This window comes from Winogradskyella sp. ECml5-4 (genome assembly GCF_036903175.1).
GTDB classification, from domain to species: Bacteria; Bacteroidota; Bacteroidia; order Flavobacteriales; family Flavobacteriaceae; genus Winogradskyella; species Winogradskyella damuponensis.
In genome coordinates, this window is sequence record NZ_JAYJLF010000007.1 from 1 (window position 1) to 23,265 (window position 23,265).

The following is a 23,265-nucleotide window of genomic DNA, read 5'->3' on the forward strand; positions in this document are numbered from 1 at the left end:
GAACCTGAAAACTTAGGTCAAAAAATAAATACTGAAGGGCAAGAAATGTTTCCTTACATCAGTAGTAATAATACTCTATACTTTTCTTCTAATGGTCATTTAGGTCTTGGTGGATTAGACGTGTTTTACACTAAAGAAATTGATGGTAAACTAGCTCCTGCTCGTAATGTAGGTATTCCTATTAACAGTAACGCTGATGATTTTGCTTTCATTATTGATGAAGAAAACGGTGATGGTTTTGTTTCTTCAAACAGAGAAGGTGGAAAAGGAAGTGACGATATTTACGAATTCAAAAAATTACAACCACTTTGCGATGTATTAATAAGCGCTACCGTTTTAGATGACAAAACACGTGAGCCTATTAGTGGTGCTGCTGTTACATTGTATGATAGCGAAGGCAATAAAGTAGTTTCTAAAATGACAAACACTCAAGGTATTGCTGAGTTTATAGTAGAATGTGATGAGGATAGCGAATTAGAAGTTGTAATGGATGGTTTTGACAGTAAAAAAGTTCCTGTTAAAGGCACTAACGAAGAAGAAAATAACATCCAAATTTCTTTAGATCCTATTGAAAAATTAATTACACCTGTGAAAATTGATTTAGCACCTATTTTCTTTGAATTTGATAAGTCTAACATTACAGCTCAAGCTGCTTTTGAATTAGATAAATTAGTTCAGATTATGAAAAAATATCCTGAAATGGTTATTAGTGCAACATCACACACAGATGAAAGAGGTCCTGAAGCTTACAACACAGGCCTTTCTGATCGTAGAGCAAAAACAACAGTACAATACGTAATATCTAAAGGTATTGATGCCTCTCGTATTTCTGGTGTTGGTAAAGGTGAATCTGAACCTAAAATAGATTGTTCTGCGGGTTGTACTAAAGAACAACATGCCGAAAACAGACGTTCAGAGTTCCTTATTGTAAGTGGTGCTCCTGTAGCTGAATAAAAAAACAACTAATTATAAAAAAAGCCTACTCTGTAAAATGAATAGGCTTTTTTTTTACCAAGTCGTAAAAGGATTTTTACTCAACTGCGAATTATAATACTTTAGTTCACCTGTAACTTCTTTGCCCAACCATATTGGATATTCAATAACTTCATCTTCGGAATTTAATTCTACTTCAGCTATAATTAAACCTTTGTTAGCTCCAAAAAACTCGTCGATTTCAAAAATATGATTGCCAAGCCTTACTTCATAGCGTGTTTTCTCAATCATACCAGCTTCACATAATTCTAAAAGACTTTCAGCCTCAATTATAGAAATTTCTTTTTCCCATTCAAAACGAGATAAACCATTAGCCGTAGATTTCCCTTTAATGGTTAAATAACCCAATTCTTTTTTTAATCTTACACGTACAGTTCGCTCTTTGTGACTATTTAAAAAGCCTTGTTTAATGGCATAACTATTAAAGGCTTCTGACTTGAAAGCTTTAGAGTTTACTAAAAATTTTCTTTCTATTTCTATCATCATACATAATAACAATTACCTTTTAAAAGGCATTTAATGCCTAAATTTACACTATGCTTAACGATTTACCAATAAGAAAGATAATTCATGTAGACATGGATGCATTTTATGCCTCTGTAGCACAAATGGATAATCCTGAACTTAGAGGCAAACCTATTGCTGTTGGAGGTGGTGGAACACGCGGAGTGGTAAGTGCCGCTAGTTACGAAGCTCGAAAATTTGGAGTAAAGAGTGCCATGTCTGGACGCTTAGCTATAAAACTGTGTCCCGAATTAATTTTTGTAAAAACTGATTTTGCACGCTATACTGAAATATCTAAACGTATTCGTAAAATCTTTTTTGAATATACTGATTTAGTTGAACCCTTATCTTTAGATGAAGCATACTTAGATGTCACAGATAACAAAATAGGATTGCCTAGCGCTACTTTGTTGGCTCAGAATATAAGAGCAAGGATTTATGACGAAGTAGGCTTAACAGCTTCCGCAGGCATCTCTATTAATAAGTTTATCGCTAAGGTCGCTAGCGATTATAATAAACCTAATGGACAAAAAACAGTAAACCCAGAAGATGTTCTCAAATTTTTAGAAGACTTAGACATTCGAAAATTCTATGGTGTTGGAAAAGTGACTGCAGAAAAAATGTATCAAAAAGGCATTTTTACAGGAAAAGACTTGAAATCGAAGACACTTGAGTATTTAGATGAACATTTTGGAAAATCTGGCCGCTATTATTATGATGTCGTTAGAGGTATTCACTATAGTGAAGTAAAACCCAACCGCATAAGAAAATCTTTGGCTGCAGAACGCACATTTAGTGAAAATTTATCCTCTGAAATCTATATGTTTGAAAAATTAGAACATATTGCAGAAGAAGTCTCAAAACGACTATTAAAAAGTAAAGTTGCAGGAAAAACCATAACCTTAAAAATAAAATACAGCGATTTTTCACTACAAACACGAAGCAAAACCTTACCCTATTTTGTAAGTGAAAAAGCAATAATATTAGACACCGCTAAAGATTTATTATATCAGGATACCCTGAACAACTCCGTTAGACTTTTAGGTATTTCTTTATCTAATTTGAATACAGATGATAAAAAAATTAAAAAGGAAGAAGAAACGGCTGTTAGCGTGCAGTTAAAATTTGAATTTTAAATGAAGTCGTGAGAAGTTTTTTTGCAAATAATAACAACTCAGCTTTATTCTTTAATTTGCTTCAGCACCAAAATAATGATATAAAAAAATAGCGATTGAATTTAAAATTCAATCGCTATTTCTATAATAATTAAAGTCTGTTTTTAAAAACTACAACTTTCTATCTCAGTAACTCTTAGTGTATTTACCATACCTTTTTCTTGTATTGGCATTGCTGCTAAACTAATTAACATATCACCAACATCTAAATAACCTTTTTTACAAGCTATAGCATTTACATCTTCAATAGTTTCATCTGTACTTACAAATTTATCGTAATAAAATGCTGTAACTCCCCAAAGAAGGTTTAGCTGTGTTAATATACGCTTGTTTGAGGTAAACACTAAAATATGAGCAGAAGGTCTCCATGCCGAAATTTGAAATGCCGTATAACCACTATTTGTTAATGTAGAAATGGCTTTCGCATTAATTTCGTTTGCCATGTTTGCTGCATGATAGCAAATTGCTTTTGTAATATATCTTTTAGTACGAATATGAGGAGGAGATTGAGGCACTTCAATTAAAGGTGAATCTTCTACGCTACGTATAATATTTGCCATTTGACGAATAACTTGCACAGGATATTGCCCAACAGAAGTTTCTCCGGATAACATTACAGCATCTGCACCATCCATAACAGAATTGGCTACATCATTTACCTCTGCACGTGTCGGAGTTAAACTTGTAATCATGGTTTCCATCATTTGAGTTGCAATAATTACTGGAATTCTAGCGCGTTTAGCTCTAAGCACTAATTGTTTTTGAATTAATGGCACTTCTTCAGCAGGAATCTCAACTCCTAAATCACCACGAGCTACCATTAAACCATCACAATACGCGACAATTTTATCAATATTTTCTACTGCTTCTGGCTTTTCAATTTTAGCAATAATTGGAATTTTATGATCACTATGTTCAGAAATTAAACGTTCTAATTCCATTAAATCTTCTGCATGACGCACAAATGATAAAGCGATCCAATCTACTTTTTGCCCAATAGCAAAGATAGCATCTTCAATATCCTTCTCTGTTAACGCTGGTTGCGAAATATTGGTATTTGGAAGGTTTACTCCTTTCTTAGATTTTAAAGGTCCTCCTTGTATTACTCTTGCTTTAACTTCAGATTTTTTATCTGTAGAAACAACTTCAAAAATTAATTTTCCATCGTCTAATAAAATGCGTTCACCTGGTTTTGCATCTTGAGGAAACTTATCATAAGTCATGTAAACACGTTCCTTTGTTCCTTCAAAACGCTTTCCTGTTGCAAAAATGATTTCGTCTCCTTCATTGACTATTACTTCACCTTTCATGGTGCCAACACGCAATTTAGGACCTTGTAAATCTCCTAAAATTGAGGCATTGTAGCCAAACTCTTCGTTGAGCTCTCTAATCATTTTTATACGTTCCTCGACGTCTTTATAATCGGCGTGAGAAAAATTAATTCTAAATACATTACAGCCTTCATCCAACATTGCTTTTAATACTTCTTTTGTACTTGTTGCTGGACCTAATGTGGCTACTATTTTTGTTTTCTTGTTTGACATCAATTCAAAAAATTAAATGGTCTTTCGACTTTATTTTTAACGGATCTACCGCATAACTTGTTATAATTTGTGGAATAGCTTGTAATTTAAATAAGATCTCTTTTTCATCTACATTTTCTATTTCGTCTGAAATTTTTAGAAAAAAATCGACCTTTTTAAACTCCGAAATTAGATGAAATGTTTTAAGTACTTTTTCACTACCATTAAATAATGTTCCTGTACTACTTAAACCATCTTCTTCCTTTTTACAAGTATTAGAAATTAAATTCCAAAAGACGTATTCCTTTTCGTTATCCCATTCAAAAATACTGTATGAGGACTCTAAATACTTAAAGTCTATATCTTTATCCTTACGTTCTAACTTAAGCTCTAAATGCTTGTTGAGCAAATAAGCCAATCGATAATCTTCTAATCTACAATGAATAGCAATTAGTTTATATGAATCATCATAGAAATCATCTACCTGAAGTTTGTGTAAAGCCATACAATTATAACTTTGAACGGTAAATATAGTGTATTAAAAGATTTATTTTAATAAGAATAAGTTAAGATTAATCCAAAAAATCTACGAAAACGTTATCGTAGGATTAATTTAATTTAATAAAGAGGGTTTAATCTAGTGAAGTTTTGAAATTTGGTTTTGAAATGCAAAAAAAGCGCGTTTGGAAGCTTTTTCTTCTGCTTTCTTCTTTGATGTTGCTCTTGCTTTTGAAACTACTTTATCATTAATAATAAGCTTTACAGAAAAATGCTTTAATTCATCATTGCCTGTATCTTCATAAATTTCATAGTTAAATGTGTTTTTCTCTTTTTGGCACCACTCTATCAATAAACTTTTATAACTAATGACTTTACCTTCTAAAGACTCAATGTCTACATGTGGATTAATAACACGTTTATAAACGAATTTCTCACAAAAGCTATAACCTTTATCTAAATAAATGGCCCCAACTAAAGCTTCAAAAAGATTGCCGTGAATATTGTCACCAAAATTAGACTTAGGTATTTTACTTTCTACAAAATCTATAAGTCGTAATTCCTCTCCCAGTTTATTAAGGTGCTCTCTACTAACTACTTTAGAGCGCATTTTGGTGAGGTAGCCTTCATCGCCATGAGGTACTTTTTCAAATAAGTAGGCTGCAATTACAGAGCCAAGGATAGCATCACCTACAAACTCTAATCGTTCGTAGTTAATAGGGTTTCCTTGATCGTCCTTAATATTCATGGACCGATGGGTAAACGCTGTTAAATAAATTGATTTTGTTTTTGGCTTAAAGCCAATAATATCCTTGAGTTGTAAAAAAAAATTCCCGTTCTCGTGAGAGCGGGAATTTAATATGTTACGAATGAAGCTCATTCGGGATTTAATCTAATTTTTTGAATACTACACAAGCGTTGTGACCGCCAAATCCAAATGTATTACTCATCGCGACTTTAATGTCTCGTTTCTGAGCTTTATTGAGCGTTAAATTTAATTCTGGATCTATGTTTTCATCTACCGTTTCATGGTTAATTGTTGGTGGTACAATACCGTGCTCCATCGCTAATATAGAAGCAATAGCTTCAATAGCGCCAGCAGCACCCAACAAGTGACCTGTCATAGATTTTGTCGAATTAATATTTATGTTTTTTGCATGACTTCCAAATACTTCAGATATAGCTTTTAACTCGGCAACATCACCTAAAGGTGTTGATGTACCGTGTGTATTTATATGATCTACATCTTCAGGACTTAAACCTGCATTTTCTAAACAATTTTTCATTACCGCAACAACACCAATACCTTCTGGATGTGGGGCTGTCATATGATACGCATCTGAAGATAAACCTCCACCTACAACTTCTGCGTAGATTTTAGCTCCTCTTGCTTTAGCGTGTTCGTACTCTTCTAAAACAATAGCTCCTGCACCTTCACCTAATACAAAACCGTCTCGGTTAGCATCAAATGGTCTCGAAGCTGTTTGAGGATCATCGTTACGCGTACTCATGGCGTGCATAGCATTAAAACCTCCCATACCAGCAATTGTAACTGCTGCTTCACTTCCTCCTGTAATAATCACGTCACAAGACCCTAAACGAATAGTGTTTAAAGCATCGATCATTGAATTTGCAGAAGACGCACATGCAGATACAGTGGTATAATTAGGTCCCATGAAACCATACTTTATAGATATGTTTCCAGGTGCTATATCAGCAATCATTTTTGGTATGAAGAAAGGGTTAAATCGAGGTGTACCATCACCGGCAGCAAAGTTTAACACTTCTTCTTGAAATGTTTCTAATCCGCCGATACCAGCTCCCCAAATAACTCCAACTCTTAATTTGTTTAGGGCGTCTAAATCTAGTTTTGAGTCTGCAATTGCTTCATCTGAAGCCACCATTGCATACTGCGAAAACTTATCCATTCGCTTTGCTAACTTTCTATCAATAAAGTCAGTAACTTCAAAGTTTTTTATTTCACAAGCGAATTTTGTTTTGAACTTTTCAGGATCAAAATGTGTTACACGTGCGGCACCACTTTTACCACTAATAAGAGCTTCCCAATATTCATCCTTGGTGTTTCCTATTGGTGTAAGTGCACCTAAACCCGTTACTACGACTCGCTTTAATTCCATAAAAATTGAGTTATTATTTTGCTTCTTCTATATAAGAAACCGCTTGACCAACTGTTGCTATATTCTCAGCTTGATCGTCTGGTATTTGAATATCGAATTCTTTTTCGAATTCCATTATTAATTCTACAGTATCTAATGAATCCGCTCCTAAATCGTTTGTGAAGCTTGCTTCAGTTACAACTTCGTTTTCATCAACACCTAATTTATCTACGATAATCGCTTTTACTCGTGATGCAATGTCTGACATAATTTTTTAATTTTAAGTTTTAATTAGATGGCAAAAATAAAAAACTTTATTTGAATATTCATCTTTACCGATAAAATGTGTTTTTAATTTAGTAAAAATAAAGATAAAGTATTTAGTATTTACTCCTAATTGTTAATTATTATTCTTTTTTTTGTTTGAATAATAAAGAAGAAATATACCTGTAAATGAAACGTATTGTAATTTTTGCGTCCGGAAGTGGCTCTAATGCTGAAAATTTAATTAAGTTTTTTCACAACAGCGATACTGCGTCTGTTATTCAAGTACTAACTAACAATCCTCATGCCAAAGTGCTTGACCGTTGTAAAAAACTAAATGTTAGCGCCTTATCTTTTAACAGAATAGCATTTTCTAAATCTGAAGATGTCTTAAACATATTAGAAGTATCTCAACCAGACCTGATAGTGTTAGCTGGTTTTCTTTGGAAATTTCCTGATTTTATTTTAGAAAAATTTGAAAATAAAGTCATTAATATTCATCCTGCATTATTACCAAAGTATGGTGGAAAAGGCATGTACGGCATGCATGTGCATGACGCTGTTGTTAAAAATAAAGAAACAGAAACTGGCATTACCATTCACTATGTAAATGAAAATTATGATGAAGGAGCTATTATTTTTCAGGAAAAATGTAAGGTTTTACCTACCGACTCTGCCGAAGATGTTGCTAAAAAGATTCATTTGTTAGAAATGGAACATTTCCCAAAGGTGGTTGAGAAAATATTAAATAGATAGATGTCATACTGAGCTTGTCGAAGTATCTTTTCTAGATGCTTCATTTCATTTTAAAATGACATAAAAAGATTTCCGTTTTCACGGGAAGTAAACATGAGTAAAAAGAAAAAAAAATATTATACTGTTTGGAAAGGCCACAAAAAAGGAGTCTATAATACTTGGAATGCCTGTAAAGCTCAAATTAAAGACTACCAAGGTGCACAATACAAATCTTTTCCTACACTTGAAGAAGCCGAAAAAGCATTAGAAGGAGATTACTTTAATTATATAGGGAAAAATAAAACGTTTTCTAGTGGACTCACAGAAGCTGAGCTAAAAAAAATAGGACAACCCAATTACCATTCTATTTCTGTAGATGCAGCGTCAAGTGGAAATCCTGGGATTATGGAATATAGAGGAGTCGATACCAAGACAAAAAAACAGCTCTTTATTCAAGGCCCTTTTGAACAAGGCACTAATAATATTGGCGAATTTTTAGCCTTAGTTCATGGGTTAGCCTTTTTAAAAAAGCACAATAGCGACCGTATAATGTACACGGATTCTAGAACCGCTATGAGTTGGGTACGCAAAAAAACCTGTAATTCTAAACTTCCTCGTAATGCCAAGAACAAACCCGTTTACGACTTAGTAGATCGTGCTGTAGAATGGCTAAAGACTAATGAGTATTCTACAACTATTGTGAAATGGGAGACTAAGGCTTGGGGAGAAATTCCAGCAGATTTTGGAAGGAAATAAATCTATTTTGCATTGCGTTAATTGATGTTTCACAAGGAATTATTTTTACGTAAATTTGCACTTTAATTCAAACTTCTTTTATGAGTAAATTAGTAATTGTTGGCACTGTAGCCTTTGATGCCATTGAAACACCTTTTGGTAAAACCGATAAGATCCTAGGTGGTGCAGCAACATATATAGGTTTATCCGCTTCAAATTTCCATGTAGATTCTGCAGCAGTTTCTGTTGTTGGCGGCGATTTTCCTCAAGAATATTTAGATCTTTTAAAAAATAGAAATGTAAATATCGATGGTGTAGAAATTGTAAAAGACGGTAAAACGTTCTTTTGGAGTGGAAAATATCATAACGATATGAACTCTCGTGATACCTTAGCTACAGAGCTCAATGTATTGGAGCATTTTAATCCAATTGTTCCTGAAGATTATAAAGATTCAGAAGTTGTTATGCTAGGTAACTTACACCCTCTTGTACAGCAAGGTGTATTAGACCAAATGACTACAAAACCTAAACTAGCCATTCTAGACACTATGAATTTCTGGATGGACATCGCTTTAGATGATTTACTGTCTGTAATTAAAAACGTAGACGTTATTACTATTAATGATGAAGAAGCAAGACAATTAACAGGAGAATACTCTTTAGTCGTTGCAGCGAGAAAGATTCATGACATGGGACCAAAATATGTAGTGATTAAAAAAGGAGAACACGGAGCCTTATTGTTTCATAATGATAATGTATTCTATGCTCCTGCTTTACCTTTAGAAGAAGTCTTTGATCCAACAGGTGCTGGAGATACATTTGCTGGTGGTTTTGCTGGTTATTTAGCTAAAACAGGCGACTTCTCTTTTGAGAATATGAAAACAGCTGTCATCTACGGCTCAACGTTAGCTTCTTTCTGTGTTGAAAAATTTGGCACGGAGCGCATGCAAAATTTAACAGATAAAGAAATTTATAAACGTCTAGACCAATTTAAGAGTCTGACACAATTTGATATAGAATTAGCATAAACTAACGCGCTCATAAATTGAGCGCGTTTTTTATTTCACAAAAAAAATAAATAGCGGAAAAAATTAATCATGAGTGATGCGTTAAAACATGAGTGCGGAATTGCACTTATTAGACTTTTAAAACCATTAGAATATTATAAAGAAAAGTATGGCAGTGCTTTTTATGGTGTTAACAAAATGTATTTAATGATGGAAAAACAGCACAACCGTGGACAAGACGGAGCTGGTTTTGCAAGTATTAAATTAGACGTAAAACCAGGAGAACGCTACATTAGTCGTGTGCGATCTATTGCCCAACAACCCATACAGGATATTTTTGCTCAAATTAACGAACGTATTAACCACGAGCTTACAAGCCACCCGGAATATCAAGACGATGTTGATTTACAGAAAAAGCACATTCCGTACATAGGCGAGGTATTACTAGGCCATGTTAGATATGGTACATTTGGTAAAAACAGTGTAGAAAGTGTTCATCCATTTTTAAGACAAAACAACTGGATGCACAGAAACCTGATTGTCGCAGGAAACTTTAACATGACCAATGTTAATGAACTTTTCGATAATCTTATTGAAATTGGTCAGCATCCAAAAGAAAAAGCAGACACCATTACTGTAATGGAAAAGATTGGTCACTTTTTAGATGATGCTGTTTCAAAAATTTATAAAGATCTCAAAAAAGAAGGCTACAATAAAAATGAATGTTCTCCTTTAATCGCAGAACGTTTAAAAGTTGGAAAAATTTTAAAGCGTGCTGCCAAAAACTGGGATGGTGGTTATGCCATGGCTGGTTTATTAGGCCATGGAGATTCTTTTGTATTAAGAGATCCGTCCGGCATAAGACCAACTTACTACTATGAAGATGATGAAATTGTTGTCGTAGCATCAGAACGCCCTGTAATTCAAACCGTGTTTAACGTGCCTTTTGAAGCCGTAAAAGAATTAGAACCAGGACATGCTATTATTACCAAAAAATCTGGTGAAACAAAAATCAAAAAAATATTAGAACCTTTAGAACGCAAAGCTTGTTCTTTTGAACGTGTCTATTTTTCTCGTGGTAGTGATGCTGAAATATATCAAGAACGTAAAATGCTTGGGCGTTTATTAATGCCTAAAGTTCTTGAAGCTATTAATAACGACACCAAAAATAGCGTGTTTTCGTACATTCCTAATACAGCGGAAACCTCATTTTATGGCATGATTGAAACCGTTGAAGATCATCTCAACGAACAGAAAACAGCCTCTATATTAAATGGTAACGGTCAATTATCAGCAGAAAAGGTCACCGAAATCTTATCGGAACGCCCAAGAATTGAAAAAATAGCTATTAAAGACGTAAAACTAAGAACCTTTATTACTGAAGATAGTAGCAGAGATGATTTAGTAGCACACGTCTATGACGTTACTTATGGTGTTATAAAACCAACCGACAACTTAGTGATTATTGATGATAGTATTGTTAGAGGTACAACTCTAAAAAAGAGTATTATTAAAATGATGGACCGATTAAACCCTAAGAAAATTGTGGTGGTTTCTTCAGCGCCTCAAATTCGCTACATTGATTGTTATGGTATAGACATGGCCAACTTAGAAACTTTAATTGCTTTTAGAGCGGCTTTAGAATTATTAAAAGACACTAATCAATATCATATTGTAGAAGAGGTCTATCACAAATGTCTTAAGCAAGTAAACATTAAAGATAAAAATGTTGTCAACCATGTAAAAGAGATTTACGATAATTTTACAGACGAACAGATTTCTGATAAAATTTCAGAATTATTAAGTGATGAAAATGTTAATGCCGAAGTGAAAATTATTTTCCAACCTGTTGAAAATCTGCATAAAGCCTGTCCTAAAAATTTAGGTGATTGGTACTTTACTGGAGATTATCCTACACCAGGTGGAAACAGAGTTGTAAACAGAGCTTTTATTAACTTCTATGAAGGAAATAAAGAGCGCGCATACTAAACAACGACTCTAAACGACTTTTAATCCGATAAATTATGTATTTTATCTAGGAAAAATGCATTTCGTCGGATTCATGCATTCGCTTTAACAAATTAAATATACATTGGTATCACCATAACATAAGTAGGTTAAGTTCATGGTAGATTTGGGGCAAAAAAAGGTGAACTTCGTTCACCTTTTTTTATACACTTAATTTAAAGTGTTACTTTAAGTCAGATCTTCATTTAAGATACAAATTCATCTCTCAAACAAGTCCGAAACATAGTAGTTTCCACTCTTAGACTAATATATAGGTCGTTTGTCCAAAAAATTGATTAGAGAAACAATGTCCTCTTATATTTGACTCACCATAACATAAGTAGGTTAAGTTTATGGTAGATTTGGGGCAAAAAGGATGAACAACTGTTCATCCTTTTTCATGCCCAATTCCCAAACAAAAGAATCAAAAATTTAACCATAAAAAAATCCGAGTCTATATATAAAGACTCGGATTTTTTTTAATTTAAAATACTTTTAAGCTTATTTAGCTTCAGCATATCGTCTTTCAACTTCATTCCAATTAATTACGTTAAAGAATGCTTCAATATAATCTGGTCTTCTGTTTTGGTAATTTAAATAATAAGCATGTTCCCATACATCTAAACCTAAAATTGGTGTACCTCCACAACCAACTCCTGGCATTAATGGATTATCTTGATTTGGTGTAGAACAAACTTCAACTTTTCCACCTTCATGCACGCACAACCAAGCCCAACCAGAACCAAATTGTGTTGCCGCTGCCTTAGAAAATTCGTCTTTAAATACATCAAAAGAACCGTATTTTGCTTCAATAGCATCTTTTAATTCTCCAGATAATCGTCCTTTTCCTTCAGGATTCATAATGTCCCAAAATAATGAATGGTTATAAAACCCACCTCCATTATTTCTAACAGCTTTATTCTCTTTATCTAGATTGATAAGGATATTCTCAATAGTCTTTCCTTCTAAATCTGTTCCTTCAATTGCTGCATTTAATTTATTTGTGTAGCCTTGATGATGTTTAGTATGATGTATCTCCATAGTACGAGCATCAATATTTGGTTCTAAAGCATCATAAGCATATTTTAATTTCGGTAATTCGAAAGCCATAATATTATTGTTTTTAATTAGTTAATATTTTGTTTGCACTCAAATTTACAATTTTGTCTGAGATTTTTTCTTAATAAACTATTAAGATTCCCTATTTTGGTATAAAAATTATCTCTTGCAAAATTCAGCCTTCAAAATATATAATGCATCAGCTGGTAGTGGTAAAACATTTACACTAGCCAAAGCTTATCTCAAAATATTAATTCAATCTAAAAGTTACGATCAATTTAAATCTATTTTAGCTATTACATTTACTAACAAAGCGGTAGGTGAAATGAAAGAGCGAATTGTTGATATGCTAAAATCTTTTTCGTCGGAAGAAAGTCTAACAAAACCACATCCAATGTTTGAAGCTATTTGTGGAGAATTAGACATTAAGCCCGAAATTCTTCACAACAAATCTAAACACATTCTAAAACACATAATCCATAACTATGGTGCGTTTGACATTTCTACAATTGACGGCTTTACGCATAGAGTTATTAGAACTTTTGCGCACGATTTAAAATTGCCTGTAAATTTTGAAGTTGAACTAGACCAAGAACGCCTTTTAAATGAAGCTGTTGACAGTCTTATTTCTAAAGCTGGTAGTGACAAAACCTTAACCAAAGTCTTGGTCGATTTTGCAATAGAAAAAGCAGACGAAGACAAAAGTTGGGACATCAGTTTTGATTTTAATAAGATTTCAAAATTATTAGTTAACGAAAATGATCTTTTTGCCATTAATACTTTAAAAGAAAAGACACTTGATGATTTTAAAGTTTTAAAACAACAATTAGCCAAAGAAATTATTCTGCTTGAAGAAAAAATTGAAACTATAGCACTTAACGCTTTAACTCTAATTGAAGCATCTGGTTTACAATTTAATGACTTCAATAGAAGTTCGCTTCCAAAACATTTTGAAAAATTAGCTGCCAAGCAATTTTCGGTTGGCTTTGATTCTGCTTGGCAAAACGATTTAATTGAAGGCAATACACTTTACCCTAAACGTGTTTCTGATGATGTTGCATCAACTATTGAAAGTATTCAACCAAAATTATCGGAATATTTTGTGGCTTCAAAAACGTCAATTTTCAACATAAAGCTAAAAAAAGGATTTTACAGGAATGTCACTCCCCTTTCGGTTTTAAATGCCATTAAAAATGAATTAGACACTTTAAAGGCTGACCAAAACAAGATGTTGATTTCAGAATTCAATACCATTATTGCTAAAGAGATTAAAAACCAACCAACACCTTTTATCTACGAACGTTTGGGTGAAAAATTCAAACATTATTTTATAGATGAATTTCAAGACACCTCTAAAATGCAGTGGGAAAATTTAGTTCCCTTGCTAGAAAACGCTCTTTCTGCCGCCAATGGTTCGGCAATGCTCGTTGGAGATGCCAAACAAGCCATTTACAGATGGAGAGGTGGCGAAGCAGAACAGTTTATTAAACTTTATAATACTATTGACAATCCATTTCAGATTGAAGCCGAAGTATTACCATTAGACACCAATTACAGAAGCTCAAAAGCTGTTATTGAGTTTAATAATTCGTTTTTTGAATTTTTAAGTGAAACTACTTTTAGTGAAGCCGCTTATGCAGATCTTTACAAAAAGGCGAAACAAAATACACATAACAAATCTGAGGGTTATGTGAACCTTAATTTTTTAGACATTCAAAAGGAAGACGATATCCACGAGTTATATGCCAACGAGGTTTTAGAAACTATAAAAGCATGTCAAGCTAATGGATTTCCATTAGATGATATTTGTGTTTTGGTAAGAAAACGAAAAGAAGGAGTCGCTATTGCTAATTACCTCAATGAAAATGGGATTAAGATTACATCCTCGGAAACCTTGCTTTTAAAAAATTCGGATAAAGTTAATTTTATTAATTCGTTTTTAAAGTTACTTATTCAACCGAATAACGACAGTTTAAAAGTTGATGTCCTCTCCTATTTGGCAGCACAAAATCAAATTGAAGATACACATCTATTTTTTGTCTCTTATCTCAGAAAAAACATTGATGAGATGTTTTCAGAATTAAAACAGCTTAACATTTATATAGACAAAAACCAATGCCTTCAATTACCATTATACGAATTGGTAGAACATGTGGTTAGACTTTTTAATCTAAATGAAACCTCAGACGCATACCTTCAGTTTTATTTAGATGTTGTTTTAGAATTTACACAAAAGCAAAATGCAGATGTTGCTGCTTTTATCAATTATTTTGAAAAGAAAGCAGATAAATTAAGCGTGGTAACTCCTGAGCATATGAGTGCGGTTCAAATTATGACCATCCATAAATCAAAAGGCTTAGAATTCCCTGTGGTAATATTTCCTTATGCAGATCTAGATATTTATAGAGAAATAGAACCAAAAGTATGGTTTCCTGTTAAAGCAGAAGATTATAATGGTTACGAAACGCTATTACTTAATTACAATAAAGATGTTGAACATTTTGGAGACATCGGAAATCAAATTTACAACACACACCAATCGCAATTAGAATTAGACAACATTAATTTGCTTTACGTAGTTTTAACTAGAGCTGTAGAGCAATTATATATTATTTCTAAAAAAGACATCAATTCAAAAGGAGAGATAAACACAAATACTTATGCAGGGCTATTTATTAATTTTTTGCAGCACGAAAATAAATGGAACGAAAATCAATTAACCTACAGCTATGGATTACTAAAACCAAATGAAAACATTTCGGAAAAAACACTAACTTCTAATCCTTTAAAATTAATTTCAGTTCCAAAAGAAGAGCACAATTTAAAAATTGTCACCAAATCCGGATTACTTTGGGACACACAACAAGAAGCCGCCATTGAACGTGGTAACTTGGTACATTTAATTTTATCGAAAATAAAAACTGTTGAAGATGTCGATTTTGCTTTTAATGATTTATTAATTTCAGGAGAAATAACAACAGAACATAGCCATACATTAAAATCTCTAGTTTTAAACGTTATAAAACATCCTAAATTAGAAAGGTACTTTCACAATGATTTCACCATTTACAATGAACGTGATATTATTACAAGCACAGGTTTAATTCTACGTCCAGACCGCCTGAACATTAATTCAAAAAATGAAGCTATTCTTATAGATTACAAAACCGGAGAGGCCAAAGAGTCTTATGCAAATCAGCTTAACAATTATGAGGTTATTTTAAATGAGATGAATTTAACTGTAACCCATAAATTACTGGTTTATATAAATGACACAATTGAAGTTCTTGAAGTCTAATTTTTCCTAGTATCTTTGCTTAAACAACAAAATTTAAATTATGTACGGAGATATAAAAAACCATTTACAACAAGAAATAGAGTCTATAAAAGAAGCTGGTCTTTTTAAGGAAGAGCGTATCATTACGTCTCCCCAAGGTGCAGAAATAACGCTTAATACAGGACAGAAGGTATTAAATTTCTGTGCTAACAATTATTTAGGTTTATCATCACATCCAGATGTAATCCAAGCGGCAAAAGACACTATGGACACACATGGTTTTGGGATGTCTTCAGTACGTTTTATTTGTGGTACTCAAGATATTCATAAAGAATTAGAACAAAAAATTGCCGATTTCTACGGAACAGAAGACACGATATTATACGCTGCAGCCTTTGATGCTAATGGAGGCGTTTTTGAACCTTTACTAACAAAAGAAGATGCTATAATATCAGACTCTTTAAATCACGCTTCTATTATAGATGGTGTAAGATTGTGTAAAGCAGCTAGATATCGCTACCAAAATAATGATATGGCAGATTTAGAAACACAATTAATTTCAGCCAATGCTAATGGAGCACGCTTCAAAATTATTGTAACTGATGGTGTGTTTTCTATGGATGGCCTTGTTGCTCCTTTAGATAAAATATGTGATTTAGCAGACAAGTATGATGCTATGGTAATGATTGACGAATGTCACGCCACAGGGTTTATTGGAGAAACAGGAATTGGAACATTAGAAGAAAAGGGTGTTTTAGGCAGAATTGATATTATTACAGGAACTTTAGGAAAAGCACTTGGTGGAGCTATGGGTGGTTATACCACAGCAAAAAAGGAAATCGTTGAGTTATTACGTCAACGCTCAAGACCTTACTTGTTTTCAAATTCTCTAGCTCCAGCAATTGTTGGTGCTTCTATTAAAGTATTTGACATGCTTAAAAATGACACTACATTAAGAGATAAAGTAGATTGGAACACCAAATACTTCAAGAAAGGAATGAAGGAAGCTGGTTTTGATATTGTAGATGGTGATTCTGCAATTGTCCCAGTAATGTTATATGATGCTAAATTATCTCAAAATATGGCAAATATGTTATTAAAAGAAGGCATCTATGTTATTGGTTTCTTTTATCCTGTAGTCCCAAAAGATAAAGCTAGAATTAGGGTACAACTCTCTGCTGCACATGATAAGAATCAGCTAGATAAGGCCATTTCAGCTTTCATTAAAGTGGGGAAATCATTAAATGTTATCTGATATACTACAAATCTTAACACAAACACTCTATATTAGGGCGATATCCCAATAATTTTATATATTTGTCTTTGTTAATAAAGTTTAACAACTTACTTTTGCTAACAATTAACACTTAAAAATTAAAATTAATTAGAATATGAAAAATCTTAGCAGATTATTTTTTGTAGCAGTGCTTATCGCAAGTTTTAGCACTTCTAATGCTCAAGACAAGAACAATCCATGGGCTATTACAATTGGAGCTAACGCAGTTGACTTTTACCCTGTAGGAGAAGACACACCTCAAGGTGACTATTTTGACGAGTACTTTAATGCGAAAGATCACTGGAACATTCTTCCTTCGCTATCTACAGTCTCTGTATCTAGATACCTTAGTGATGGTTTTACTTTTACTGCTAAAGGTTCTATAAATAGAATTGACAAATTTGGTTCAAACTTCGATCCTATTACAGGAGAAGAGTCTACAAACAAAATTGACGATTTAACTTACTATGGTTTAGATGGTGCTGTATCTTACAGTTTTATGGATCTTGTACAGTCTAAAACAATCGACCCTTATTTAGGTGTTGGTGGTGGTTACACTTGGCTTGATGAAATCGGAGCTGGAACTTTAAACGGAACTTTAGGTTTAAAATACTGGTTCTCTGAAAACTTAGGCTTAGATGTTCAATCTACTTATAAGCATGCTTTTGAAGATTATTTACCTACACATTTCCAACATTCAGTTGGTCTTACTTTCAAGTTTGGTGGTACTGATACTGATGGTGATGGTATTTATGATCAAGATGATGCATGTCCTGAAGAAGCTGGATTAGAAATCTTTAACGGTTGTCCTGATTCTGATAATGATGGTATTCAAGATTCTAAAGATGATTGTCCTTACGATGCTGGTTTAGCTGAGTTTAACGGTTGTCCTGATACTGATGGTGACGGTGTAATGGATAAAGATGATAACTGTCCTGAAGTTGCTGGTTTAAAATCTTTAGCTGGTTGTCCAGATGCTGATGCTGATGGTGTTGCTGATGGTGATGACAAATGTCCTAACCAAGCTGGTCCTGCTGCAAACAACGGATGTCCTTGGCCAGATACTGATGGTGACGGTGTTTTAGATAAAGACGATAAATGTCCTAACGAAGCTGGTACAGTGGCAAACAACGGTTGTCCTGAAGTTAAGCCAACTGAAGAAGTAATGGATACTTTAAATGAATATTCAAGATCTATCTTATTTAACTCTGGTAAAGCAACTTTCCAGAAACAAACTGACAAAGTATTACAGTCAATGGTAGCTATCTTTAAAGAATACCCACAAGCTAACTTCTCTTTAGAAGGTCATACTGATTCTGATGGATCTAAATCAATGAACCAAGCTTTATCTGAAAGAAGAGCTAATGCAGTTAGAGATTACTTAATCGCTAATGGTATTAGTGCTGACAGATTAACTGCTGCTGGTTTCGGTGAGTCTAATCCTATCGCTAGCAACAAAACAAGAGCTGGTAAAAAAGAAAACAGACGTGTAGAGGTGAAGTTGAAAAACTAATCACATCTAAAATATATTAAAAAAACGCTCCGATATTCGGGGCGTTTTTTATTTTTATAAAATGATAAGTTTTATAAAATCGGTTCTCATAGATCTTCAAAAGAAAGGCCTAAAACTAGAAGACCTCTATTTCATTCTACCAAGTAAACGTGCTGGTGTTTTTCTTAAGCACCACCTTTCTACATTAATAGATCAACCTATATTTGCTCCTCAAATACTTAGCAGTGAAGAATTTGTAGAAGAGTTATCTGGTTTACAAAACCTACCTAATACAGATTTATTATTTAGGCTCTACGAATCCTATAAAGCGCTAACTGACGAAGAAGAACAAGAGTCTTTTGAATCGTTTTCTAAATGGGCTCAAATCTTATTACAAGATTTTAACGAGATTGATCGTTATCTCATCCCACAAGAACACATCTTTGATTACTTAAATGCTATAAAAGAGCTTCACCATTGGTCTTTAGAAGTGAACCAAACCAATCTTATTAAAAATCATTTAAAGTTCTGGAAACGACTTAAAATGTATTACACCGCTTTTACGGAAAACCTATTACAGTCCAAACAAGGTTATCAAGGTCTAATTTATAGAGAAGCCGTTGAAAACTTAGAATCGTATATTGAAAATTCTACCCATAAAACACATATTTTTTTAGGTTTTAATGCCTTAAACACTGCTGAATCTCAAATTATACAAGGCTTACTTAAAAATGATTTAGCTGAAATTTATTGGGATATTGACACTTCTTTTATTGATGACACTATACATGATGCTGGGTGGTTTACAAGACAACACAGAAAACAATGGAGTTATTTTAAAACGCATCCTTTTAACTGGGTCACGTCGCATTACAAAGAAGAAAAGAATATTAAAGCCATTGGCATCCCCAAACTTGTTGGACAAGCAAAATATATTGGTCAAATATTATCAGAACTAACAGAAACCAAAACTAACTTTTCTAATATTGCAGTCGTTTTAGGAGAAGAACAATTATTACTTCCTGTATTAAATTCTATTCCTAAAAACATAACCAAACTCAATGTTACTATGGGTTTACCGTTACAGTTTGTTCCCTTAGCCTCGTTTTTTGAGCAACTATTTAATGTTCATAAAAACAATCCGAAGCAATTCTATTACAAAGATGTTATAGGTTTACTATCGCACCCTTCCGTTTATCCTTTATTTGAAACTACAACAACAAATGTTTCAAGTGCTATAGTCGCAGATATTCAAAAAAATAATACGGTTTATATTACTGTACAGGAACTTAAACAACTTGCTAACTCACATAAAGAACTTATAGCATTATTATTTCAGTCTTGGAACGACAATCCAGAAACCGCTTTAAAAAATTGTTCTGAATTGATTTTAAAAATGAAAGCCAATTTTGATAGCAATAAACAACATCACAGTTTAGAATTAGAATATCTATATCGCTTTAACACCCTATTTAATCAATTATCAAAATTAGATACAACCTATAAATACCTTGAGTCAATAATTGCATTACAGTCTATTTACAAAGAACTCCTAAGCTCAGAAACCCTAGATTTCAAAGGAGAACCATTAGAAGGACTTCAAATTATGGGAATGCTAGAATCACGTGTTTTAGATTTTGAAACGGTGATTATAAGCTCTGTAAATGAAGGGATTCTTCCTTCAGGAAAAACGAACAATTCCTTTATTCCTTTCGACGTAAAAATTGAAAATAACCTACCCACTTTTAAAGAAAAAGACGCTGTTTACACCTATCACTTTTATAGACTTTTGCAACGCGCTAAAAACGTCTATATTTTATACAACACCGAAATTGATGCTCTAAAAGGTGGTGAAAAAAGTAGATTCTTAACACAGCTAGAAGTTGAAGGGATTCATGAAATAAAAAATAGCATAGTATCTCCAGATGTTCCCATTGTAGAACAAAAACTGACCGAAATAACAAAAACACCATCGGTTATGGAACAAATAAAAGTATTATCTGAAAAAGGCTATTCACCTTCGTCCTTAACCAATTATATCAGAAATCCGATAGATTTTTATTATGAAAAAATACTCGGAATAAAAGAGTTTGAAGACGTCGAAGAAAATATTGCAGCCAACACTTTAGGTTCCGTTATTCACAATTCACTTGAAGATTTTTATAAACCCTTAGAAGGTTCTATTTTAACTATTGAGCATCTTAAAGATTTTAAAAGTCGTACTAAGAAAATGGTAACTAAACATTTTGAAGAACTCTACAACAAAGGTGGTTTTTCTCAAGGTAAAAACCTTATCATTTTTGAAATTGCCCAACGTTACATTTCAAATTTTTTAAATTTAGAATTAGAGAGCCTTAAACAAGGAAATGAAATTAAAATCCTTTCGATTGAAGCTGATGAAGCCATTGATATTAAAATTGAAGGTTTAGATTTCCCTATTAAGTTAAAAGGGAAAGTGGATAGAATTGATAGCTTTAATGGTATAACTAGAGTTATCGATTATAAATCGGGTAAGGTGGAACAAAATAAAGTAGAAATCGTTAATTGGGAAGACTTAACTACAGATTACACAAAGTACAGTAAATCGTTTCAAATTTTATGCTACGCTTATATGATGCGTCAACAAAATCTAATAGCGCTACCAATTGAAGCAGGCATTATTTCGTTTAAAAATTTAAGTGAAGGTTTATTGAAATTCGGAAAAAAGGCGTCATCTCATGCGAGAACAAAAGACCAATTAATTACGAATGAAACCTTAGATAATTTTGAAATAGAGCTCAAAAAACTCATTACAGAAATCTCTAATCCAAAGCTTAATTTTACTGAAAAAGAACTGGACTAATGACAATTGATAAACATATAATTTTAGAAAGAGATGGTAAAAAACCCATCTTAATTGATACCTTTTATTCTGAAGAAAAATCAAATCAACCTATAGTCATTTTTTGTCATGGCTATAAAGGGTTTAAAGATTGGGGAGCATGGGACCTTATGGCAGAAGCATTTGCCAATGCTGGATTTTGTTTTATAAAATTCAATTTTTCACATAATGGCGGCACGATGGAAAATCCTATTGATTTTCCTGATTTGGAAGCTTTCGGAAATAACAATTACACGAAAGAGCTAGACGATTTAGATGCGGTTATAACTTGGTCTCAAAATCATTTCAAATCGAATTCAAAAATAGACACCAACACTATTTGCTTAATTGGTCATAGTCGCGGCGGAGGTATTGCGCTACTAAAATCTTCGGAAGATCAACGAATCACTAAACTGATTACTTTGGCTAGTGTAAGTGATTTTGCGAGTCGGTTTGGCTCTGAAGAAGCACTTAAAACATGGAAAGAAGACGGTGTTAAATACGTAGAGAATGGTAGAACGAAACAACAAATGCCGCATTATTACCAATTCTTTGAAGATTTTGAAACTCATAAAGCGAAGCTTGATATCAAAGCCGCGACAACACAAATAGACATCCCAATGCTCATTATTCATGGTGATAACGATACTTCTGTAAATATCAGTGAAGCAGAAGCGTTACAGCAATGGAATCCTAAGAGTCAACTAAAGGTTATTGAAAATGCAGATCATGTGTTTAATACGAAACATCCTTGGAGTAAAAGAGAACTTTCTGAGGAATTAAAAACTGTTGTCGAAACGGCTATTCAGTTTATAATATAAAAAAAAGCATGCCTTAAGCATGCTTTTTGTGGAGAAGATCGGGCTCGAACCGACGACCTCTTGACTGCCAGTCAAGCGCTCTAGCCAACTGAGCTACATCCCCAAATTATTCGATATTATTTTAGTCCACTTAAAACCAAAACCGGCAATGTGGAACTGTGAAAATCTTTTTTCAAGATTGTATCCTTTTCCCATAATTTATTGAAAAACCCTCGCTTTCGACGCACGACACATAATAAATCTGGGTCATTCTCTTTATAATGTTCTAAAAGCGCTAAAAATGTATTAGGACTTTCAACGTTTATTGTTGTTGTAATCATTGATTTTAACTCGTCATTAATTTCAAAGTCACGCTTTTTATGATGAGGAGTCTTTACTAAAAGTAAGGTTAATGCAGATTCAAATTGTGTTTTTAAATACTTTAAAGGAAGCAAGACCTTATCTTTTTTTACAGTCGCAGATTTAACGGCCATAAATATTTTTGAATAAGGCTTAAACACGCAATTTTCAGGAACAATTAATGCAGGTATTTGTGTTTGTTTAATAATCTTACCAGACGTTTTTCCTAAATACACTTCGTCCTTAATAGAATTGGTACGCGGCTCTATAAGGATTAAATCAACATTTAATTTTTTACAGATTTTTTCTAAGGTCTTTACCAACTTCCCTTTATACGTTTTGGTAATGACTTCAACACCTTTAGTATCTATGGATGCTACATGTTTTTCTAAAAATGATTTAGACTCGGCTTCTAAAATATCATCTATCTTAATCATGGTGCCTGCTTTACTATAAACATCATATATTTGAACCACATAAACCTTAGCACCAAAAGCTTGCGCAAAATCTATAGCATACTGTAAATGCGACTTTGCGTTTTTTGAGGAACCAACAGGAACTAATAGCGTTTTCATCTTTAGAA

Annotated in this window: 19 protein-coding genes and 1 tRNA gene; 11 read left to right on the forward strand and 9 right to left on the reverse strand. The window is 33.2% G+C overall.

The window, feature by feature from the left end; all coding sequences use genetic code 11:
* A partial coding sequence (locus VDP25_RS07570) for an OmpA family protein (protein ID WP_334468409.1) occupies positions 1 to 954 on the forward strand: 954 nt, incomplete at its 5' end.
* A 54-nt stretch (positions 955 to 1,008) separates the two neighbouring features.
* On the opposite strand, the gene VDP25_RS07575 is transcribed toward VDP25_RS07570, so the two are convergent.
* Complete coding sequence (locus VDP25_RS07575; protein WP_334468864.1) at positions 1,009 to 1,476, reverse strand: CYTH domain-containing protein; 468 nt, start codon at positions 1,474 to 1,476, stop codon at positions 1,009 to 1,011.
* 53 nt (positions 1,477 to 1,529) lie between these two features.
* Between VDP25_RS07575 and dinB the strand changes: the two genes are divergently transcribed.
* Entirely contained in the window at positions 1,530 to 2,633 is a 1,104-nt protein-coding gene (gene dinB, locus VDP25_RS07580) for a DNA polymerase IV (RefSeq protein ID WP_334468411.1), read from the forward strand.
* 143 nt (positions 2,634 to 2,776) lie between these two features.
* Here the strand turns inward: dinB and pyk are convergent, their stop codons facing one another.
* The 5 genes from pyk to VDP25_RS07605 all read right to left on the reverse strand — a co-directional run bounded on the left by pyk (position 2,777) and on the right by VDP25_RS07605 (position 7,078).
* Complete coding sequence (gene pyk / locus VDP25_RS07585) at positions 2,777 to 4,219, reverse strand: pyruvate kinase (protein ID WP_215926111.1); 1,443 nt, start codon at positions 4,217 to 4,219, stop codon at positions 2,777 to 2,779.
* A gap of 1 nt (position 4,220) precedes the next feature.
* On the reverse strand, positions 4,221 to 4,700 hold the full coding sequence (locus VDP25_RS07590; RefSeq protein ID WP_334468415.1) for an IPExxxVDY family protein: 480 nt from the start codon (positions 4,698 to 4,700) through the stop codon (positions 4,221 to 4,223).
* Between the two features lie 132 nt (positions 4,701 to 4,832).
* Positions 4,833 to 5,573, reverse strand: a complete 741-nt coding sequence (rnc, locus tag VDP25_RS07595) for a ribonuclease III (protein WP_215926115.1) — start codon at positions 5,571 to 5,573, stop codon at positions 4,833 to 4,835.
* Positions 5,574 to 5,580: 7 nt separating this feature from the next.
* Positions 5,581 to 6,831, reverse strand: coding sequence for a beta-ketoacyl-ACP synthase II (gene fabF / locus VDP25_RS07600; protein WP_334468420.1), 1,251 nt, complete (start codon positions 6,829 to 6,831; stop codon positions 5,581 to 5,583).
* Positions 6,832 to 6,844: 13 nt separating this feature from the next.
* A complete protein-coding gene (locus VDP25_RS07605; RefSeq protein ID WP_013750595.1) occupies positions 6,845 to 7,078 on the reverse strand; it encodes an acyl carrier protein in 234 nt (77 codons plus the stop codon).
* A 185-nt stretch (positions 7,079 to 7,263) separates the two neighbouring features.
* On the opposite strand from VDP25_RS07605, the gene purN reads away from it, so the two are divergent.
* The 4 genes from purN to VDP25_RS07625 all read left to right on the forward strand — a co-directional run bounded on the left by purN (position 7,264) and on the right by VDP25_RS07625 (position 11,540).
* Positions 7,264 to 7,830: a phosphoribosylglycinamide formyltransferase gene (gene purN, locus VDP25_RS07610; RefSeq protein ID WP_334468431.1), complete on the forward strand. Its 567-nt coding sequence runs from the start codon at positions 7,264 to 7,266 to the stop codon at positions 7,828 to 7,830.
* A gap of 93 nt (positions 7,831 to 7,923) precedes the next feature.
* Entirely contained in the window at positions 7,924 to 8,565 is a 642-nt protein-coding gene (locus VDP25_RS07615; RefSeq protein WP_334468432.1) for a ribonuclease H family protein, read from the forward strand.
* A gap of 80 nt (positions 8,566 to 8,645) precedes the next feature.
* The gene (locus tag VDP25_RS07620) at positions 8,646 to 9,572 is read left to right on the forward strand and encodes a PfkB family carbohydrate kinase (protein WP_334468433.1); all 927 of its coding nucleotides are present in this window, start codon (positions 8,646 to 8,648) and stop codon (positions 9,570 to 9,572) included.
* 69 nt (positions 9,573 to 9,641) lie between these two features.
* The gene (locus VDP25_RS07625) at positions 9,642 to 11,540 is read left to right on the forward strand and encodes an amidophosphoribosyltransferase (RefSeq protein WP_215926125.1); all 1,899 of its coding nucleotides are present in this window, start codon (positions 9,642 to 9,644) and stop codon (positions 11,538 to 11,540) included.
* A gap of 519 nt (positions 11,541 to 12,059) precedes the next feature.
* On the opposite strand, the gene VDP25_RS07630 is transcribed toward VDP25_RS07625, so the two are convergent.
* Entirely contained in the window at positions 12,060 to 12,668 is a 609-nt protein-coding gene (locus tag VDP25_RS07630) for a superoxide dismutase (RefSeq protein ID WP_215926127.1), read from the reverse strand.
* A gap of 115 nt (positions 12,669 to 12,783) precedes the next feature.
* Here VDP25_RS07630 and VDP25_RS07635 point away from each other — a divergent pair, with 115 nt between their 5' ends.
* The 5 genes from VDP25_RS07635 to VDP25_RS07655 all read left to right on the forward strand — a co-directional run bounded on the left by VDP25_RS07635 (position 12,784) and on the right by VDP25_RS07655 (position 22,343).
* A complete protein-coding gene (locus VDP25_RS07635) occupies positions 12,784 to 15,915 on the forward strand; it encodes a UvrD-helicase domain-containing protein (protein ID WP_334468434.1) in 3,132 nt (1,043 codons plus the stop codon).
* Positions 15,916 to 15,955: 40 nt separating this feature from the next.
* Positions 15,956 to 17,149, forward strand: a complete 1,194-nt coding sequence (kbl, locus tag VDP25_RS07640; protein WP_215926131.1) for a glycine C-acetyltransferase — start codon at positions 15,956 to 15,958, stop codon at positions 17,147 to 17,149.
* A 136-nt stretch (positions 17,150 to 17,285) separates the two neighbouring features.
* Positions 17,286 to 18,683 carry an OmpA family protein gene (locus VDP25_RS07645; RefSeq protein WP_215926133.1) on the forward strand — a complete coding sequence of 466 codons (1,398 nt, stop codon included), beginning with the start codon at positions 17,286 to 17,288 and terminating at the stop codon, positions 18,681 to 18,683.
* Positions 18,684 to 18,744: 61 nt separating this feature from the next.
* A complete protein-coding gene (locus VDP25_RS07650; protein ID WP_334468435.1) occupies positions 18,745 to 21,504 on the forward strand; it encodes a PD-(D/E)XK nuclease family protein in 2,760 nt (919 codons plus the stop codon).
* Positions 21,504 to 22,343 carry an alpha/beta hydrolase family protein gene (locus VDP25_RS07655; protein WP_334468437.1) on the forward strand — a complete coding sequence of 280 codons (840 nt, stop codon included), beginning with the start codon at positions 21,504 to 21,506 and terminating at the stop codon, positions 22,341 to 22,343. The genes VDP25_RS07650 and VDP25_RS07655 overlap by 1 nt, the downstream gene beginning before the upstream one ends.
* A gap of 29 nt (positions 22,344 to 22,372) precedes the next feature.
* Here the strand turns inward: VDP25_RS07655 and VDP25_RS07660 are convergent.
* Together VDP25_RS07660 and VDP25_RS07665 are read right to left on the reverse strand one after the other, a co-directional pair.
* Positions 22,373 to 22,446: transfer RNA gene (locus VDP25_RS07660), tRNA-Ala, on the reverse strand.
* 13 nt (positions 22,447 to 22,459) lie between these two features.
* Complete coding sequence (locus VDP25_RS07665; RefSeq protein WP_215926164.1) at positions 22,460 to 23,257, reverse strand: universal stress protein; 798 nt, start codon at positions 23,255 to 23,257, stop codon at positions 22,460 to 22,462.
* Between the last annotated feature and the right edge of the window lie 8 nt (positions 23,258 to 23,265).

What these genes read in the sequence shown, in the direction of transcription:
- VDP25_RS07655 (WP_334468437.1), top strand. Translation starts at nt 21,504, where the DNA reads ATGACAATTGATAAACATATAATTTTAGAAAGAGATGGTAAAAAACCC.
- VDP25_RS07575 (WP_334468864.1), bottom strand. Translation starts at nt 1,476, where the DNA reads ATGATAGAAATAGAAAGAAAATTTTTAGTAAACTCTAAAGCTTTCAAG.
- VDP25_RS07665 (WP_215926164.1), bottom strand. Translation starts at nt 23,257, where the DNA reads ATGAAAACGCTATTAGTTCCTGTTGGTTCCTCAAAAAACGCAAAGTCG.
- VDP25_RS07650 (WP_334468435.1), top strand. Translation starts at nt 18,745, where the DNA reads ATGATAAGTTTTATAAAATCGGTTCTCATAGATCTTCAAAAGAAAGGC.
- VDP25_RS07620 (WP_334468433.1), top strand. Translation starts at nt 8,646, where the DNA reads ATGAGTAAATTAGTAATTGTTGGCACTGTAGCCTTTGATGCCATTGAA.
- VDP25_RS07645 (WP_215926133.1), top strand. Translation starts at nt 17,286, where the DNA reads ATGAAAAATCTTAGCAGATTATTTTTTGTAGCAGTGCTTATCGCAAGT.
- VDP25_RS07590 (WP_334468415.1), bottom strand. Translation starts at nt 4,700, where the DNA reads ATGGCTTTACACAAACTTCAGGTAGATGATTTCTATGATGATTCATAT.
- VDP25_RS07625 (WP_215926125.1), top strand. Translation starts at nt 9,642, where the DNA reads ATGAGTGATGCGTTAAAACATGAGTGCGGAATTGCACTTATTAGACTT.
- VDP25_RS07615 (WP_334468432.1), top strand. Translation starts at nt 7,924, where the DNA reads ATGAGTAAAAAGAAAAAAAAATATTATACTGTTTGGAAAGGCCACAAA.
- fabF (WP_334468420.1), bottom strand. Translation starts at nt 6,831, where the DNA reads ATGGAATTAAAGCGAGTCGTAGTAACGGGTTTAGGTGCACTTACACCA.
- kbl (WP_215926131.1), top strand. Translation starts at nt 15,956, where the DNA reads ATGTACGGAGATATAAAAAACCATTTACAACAAGAAATAGAGTCTATA.
- rnc (WP_215926115.1), bottom strand. Translation starts at nt 5,573, where the DNA reads ATGAGCTTCATTCGTAACATATTAAATTCCCGCTCTCACGAGAACGGG.
- dinB (WP_334468411.1), top strand. Translation starts at nt 1,530, where the DNA reads ATGCTTAACGATTTACCAATAAGAAAGATAATTCATGTAGACATGGAT.
- VDP25_RS07605 (WP_013750595.1), bottom strand. Translation starts at nt 7,078, where the DNA reads ATGTCAGACATTGCATCACGAGTAAAAGCGATTATCGTAGATAAATTA.
- VDP25_RS07630 (WP_215926127.1), bottom strand. Translation starts at nt 12,668, where the DNA reads ATGGCTTTCGAATTACCGAAATTAAAATATGCTTATGATGCTTTAGAA.
- purN (WP_334468431.1), top strand. Translation starts at nt 7,264, where the DNA reads ATGAAACGTATTGTAATTTTTGCGTCCGGAAGTGGCTCTAATGCTGAA.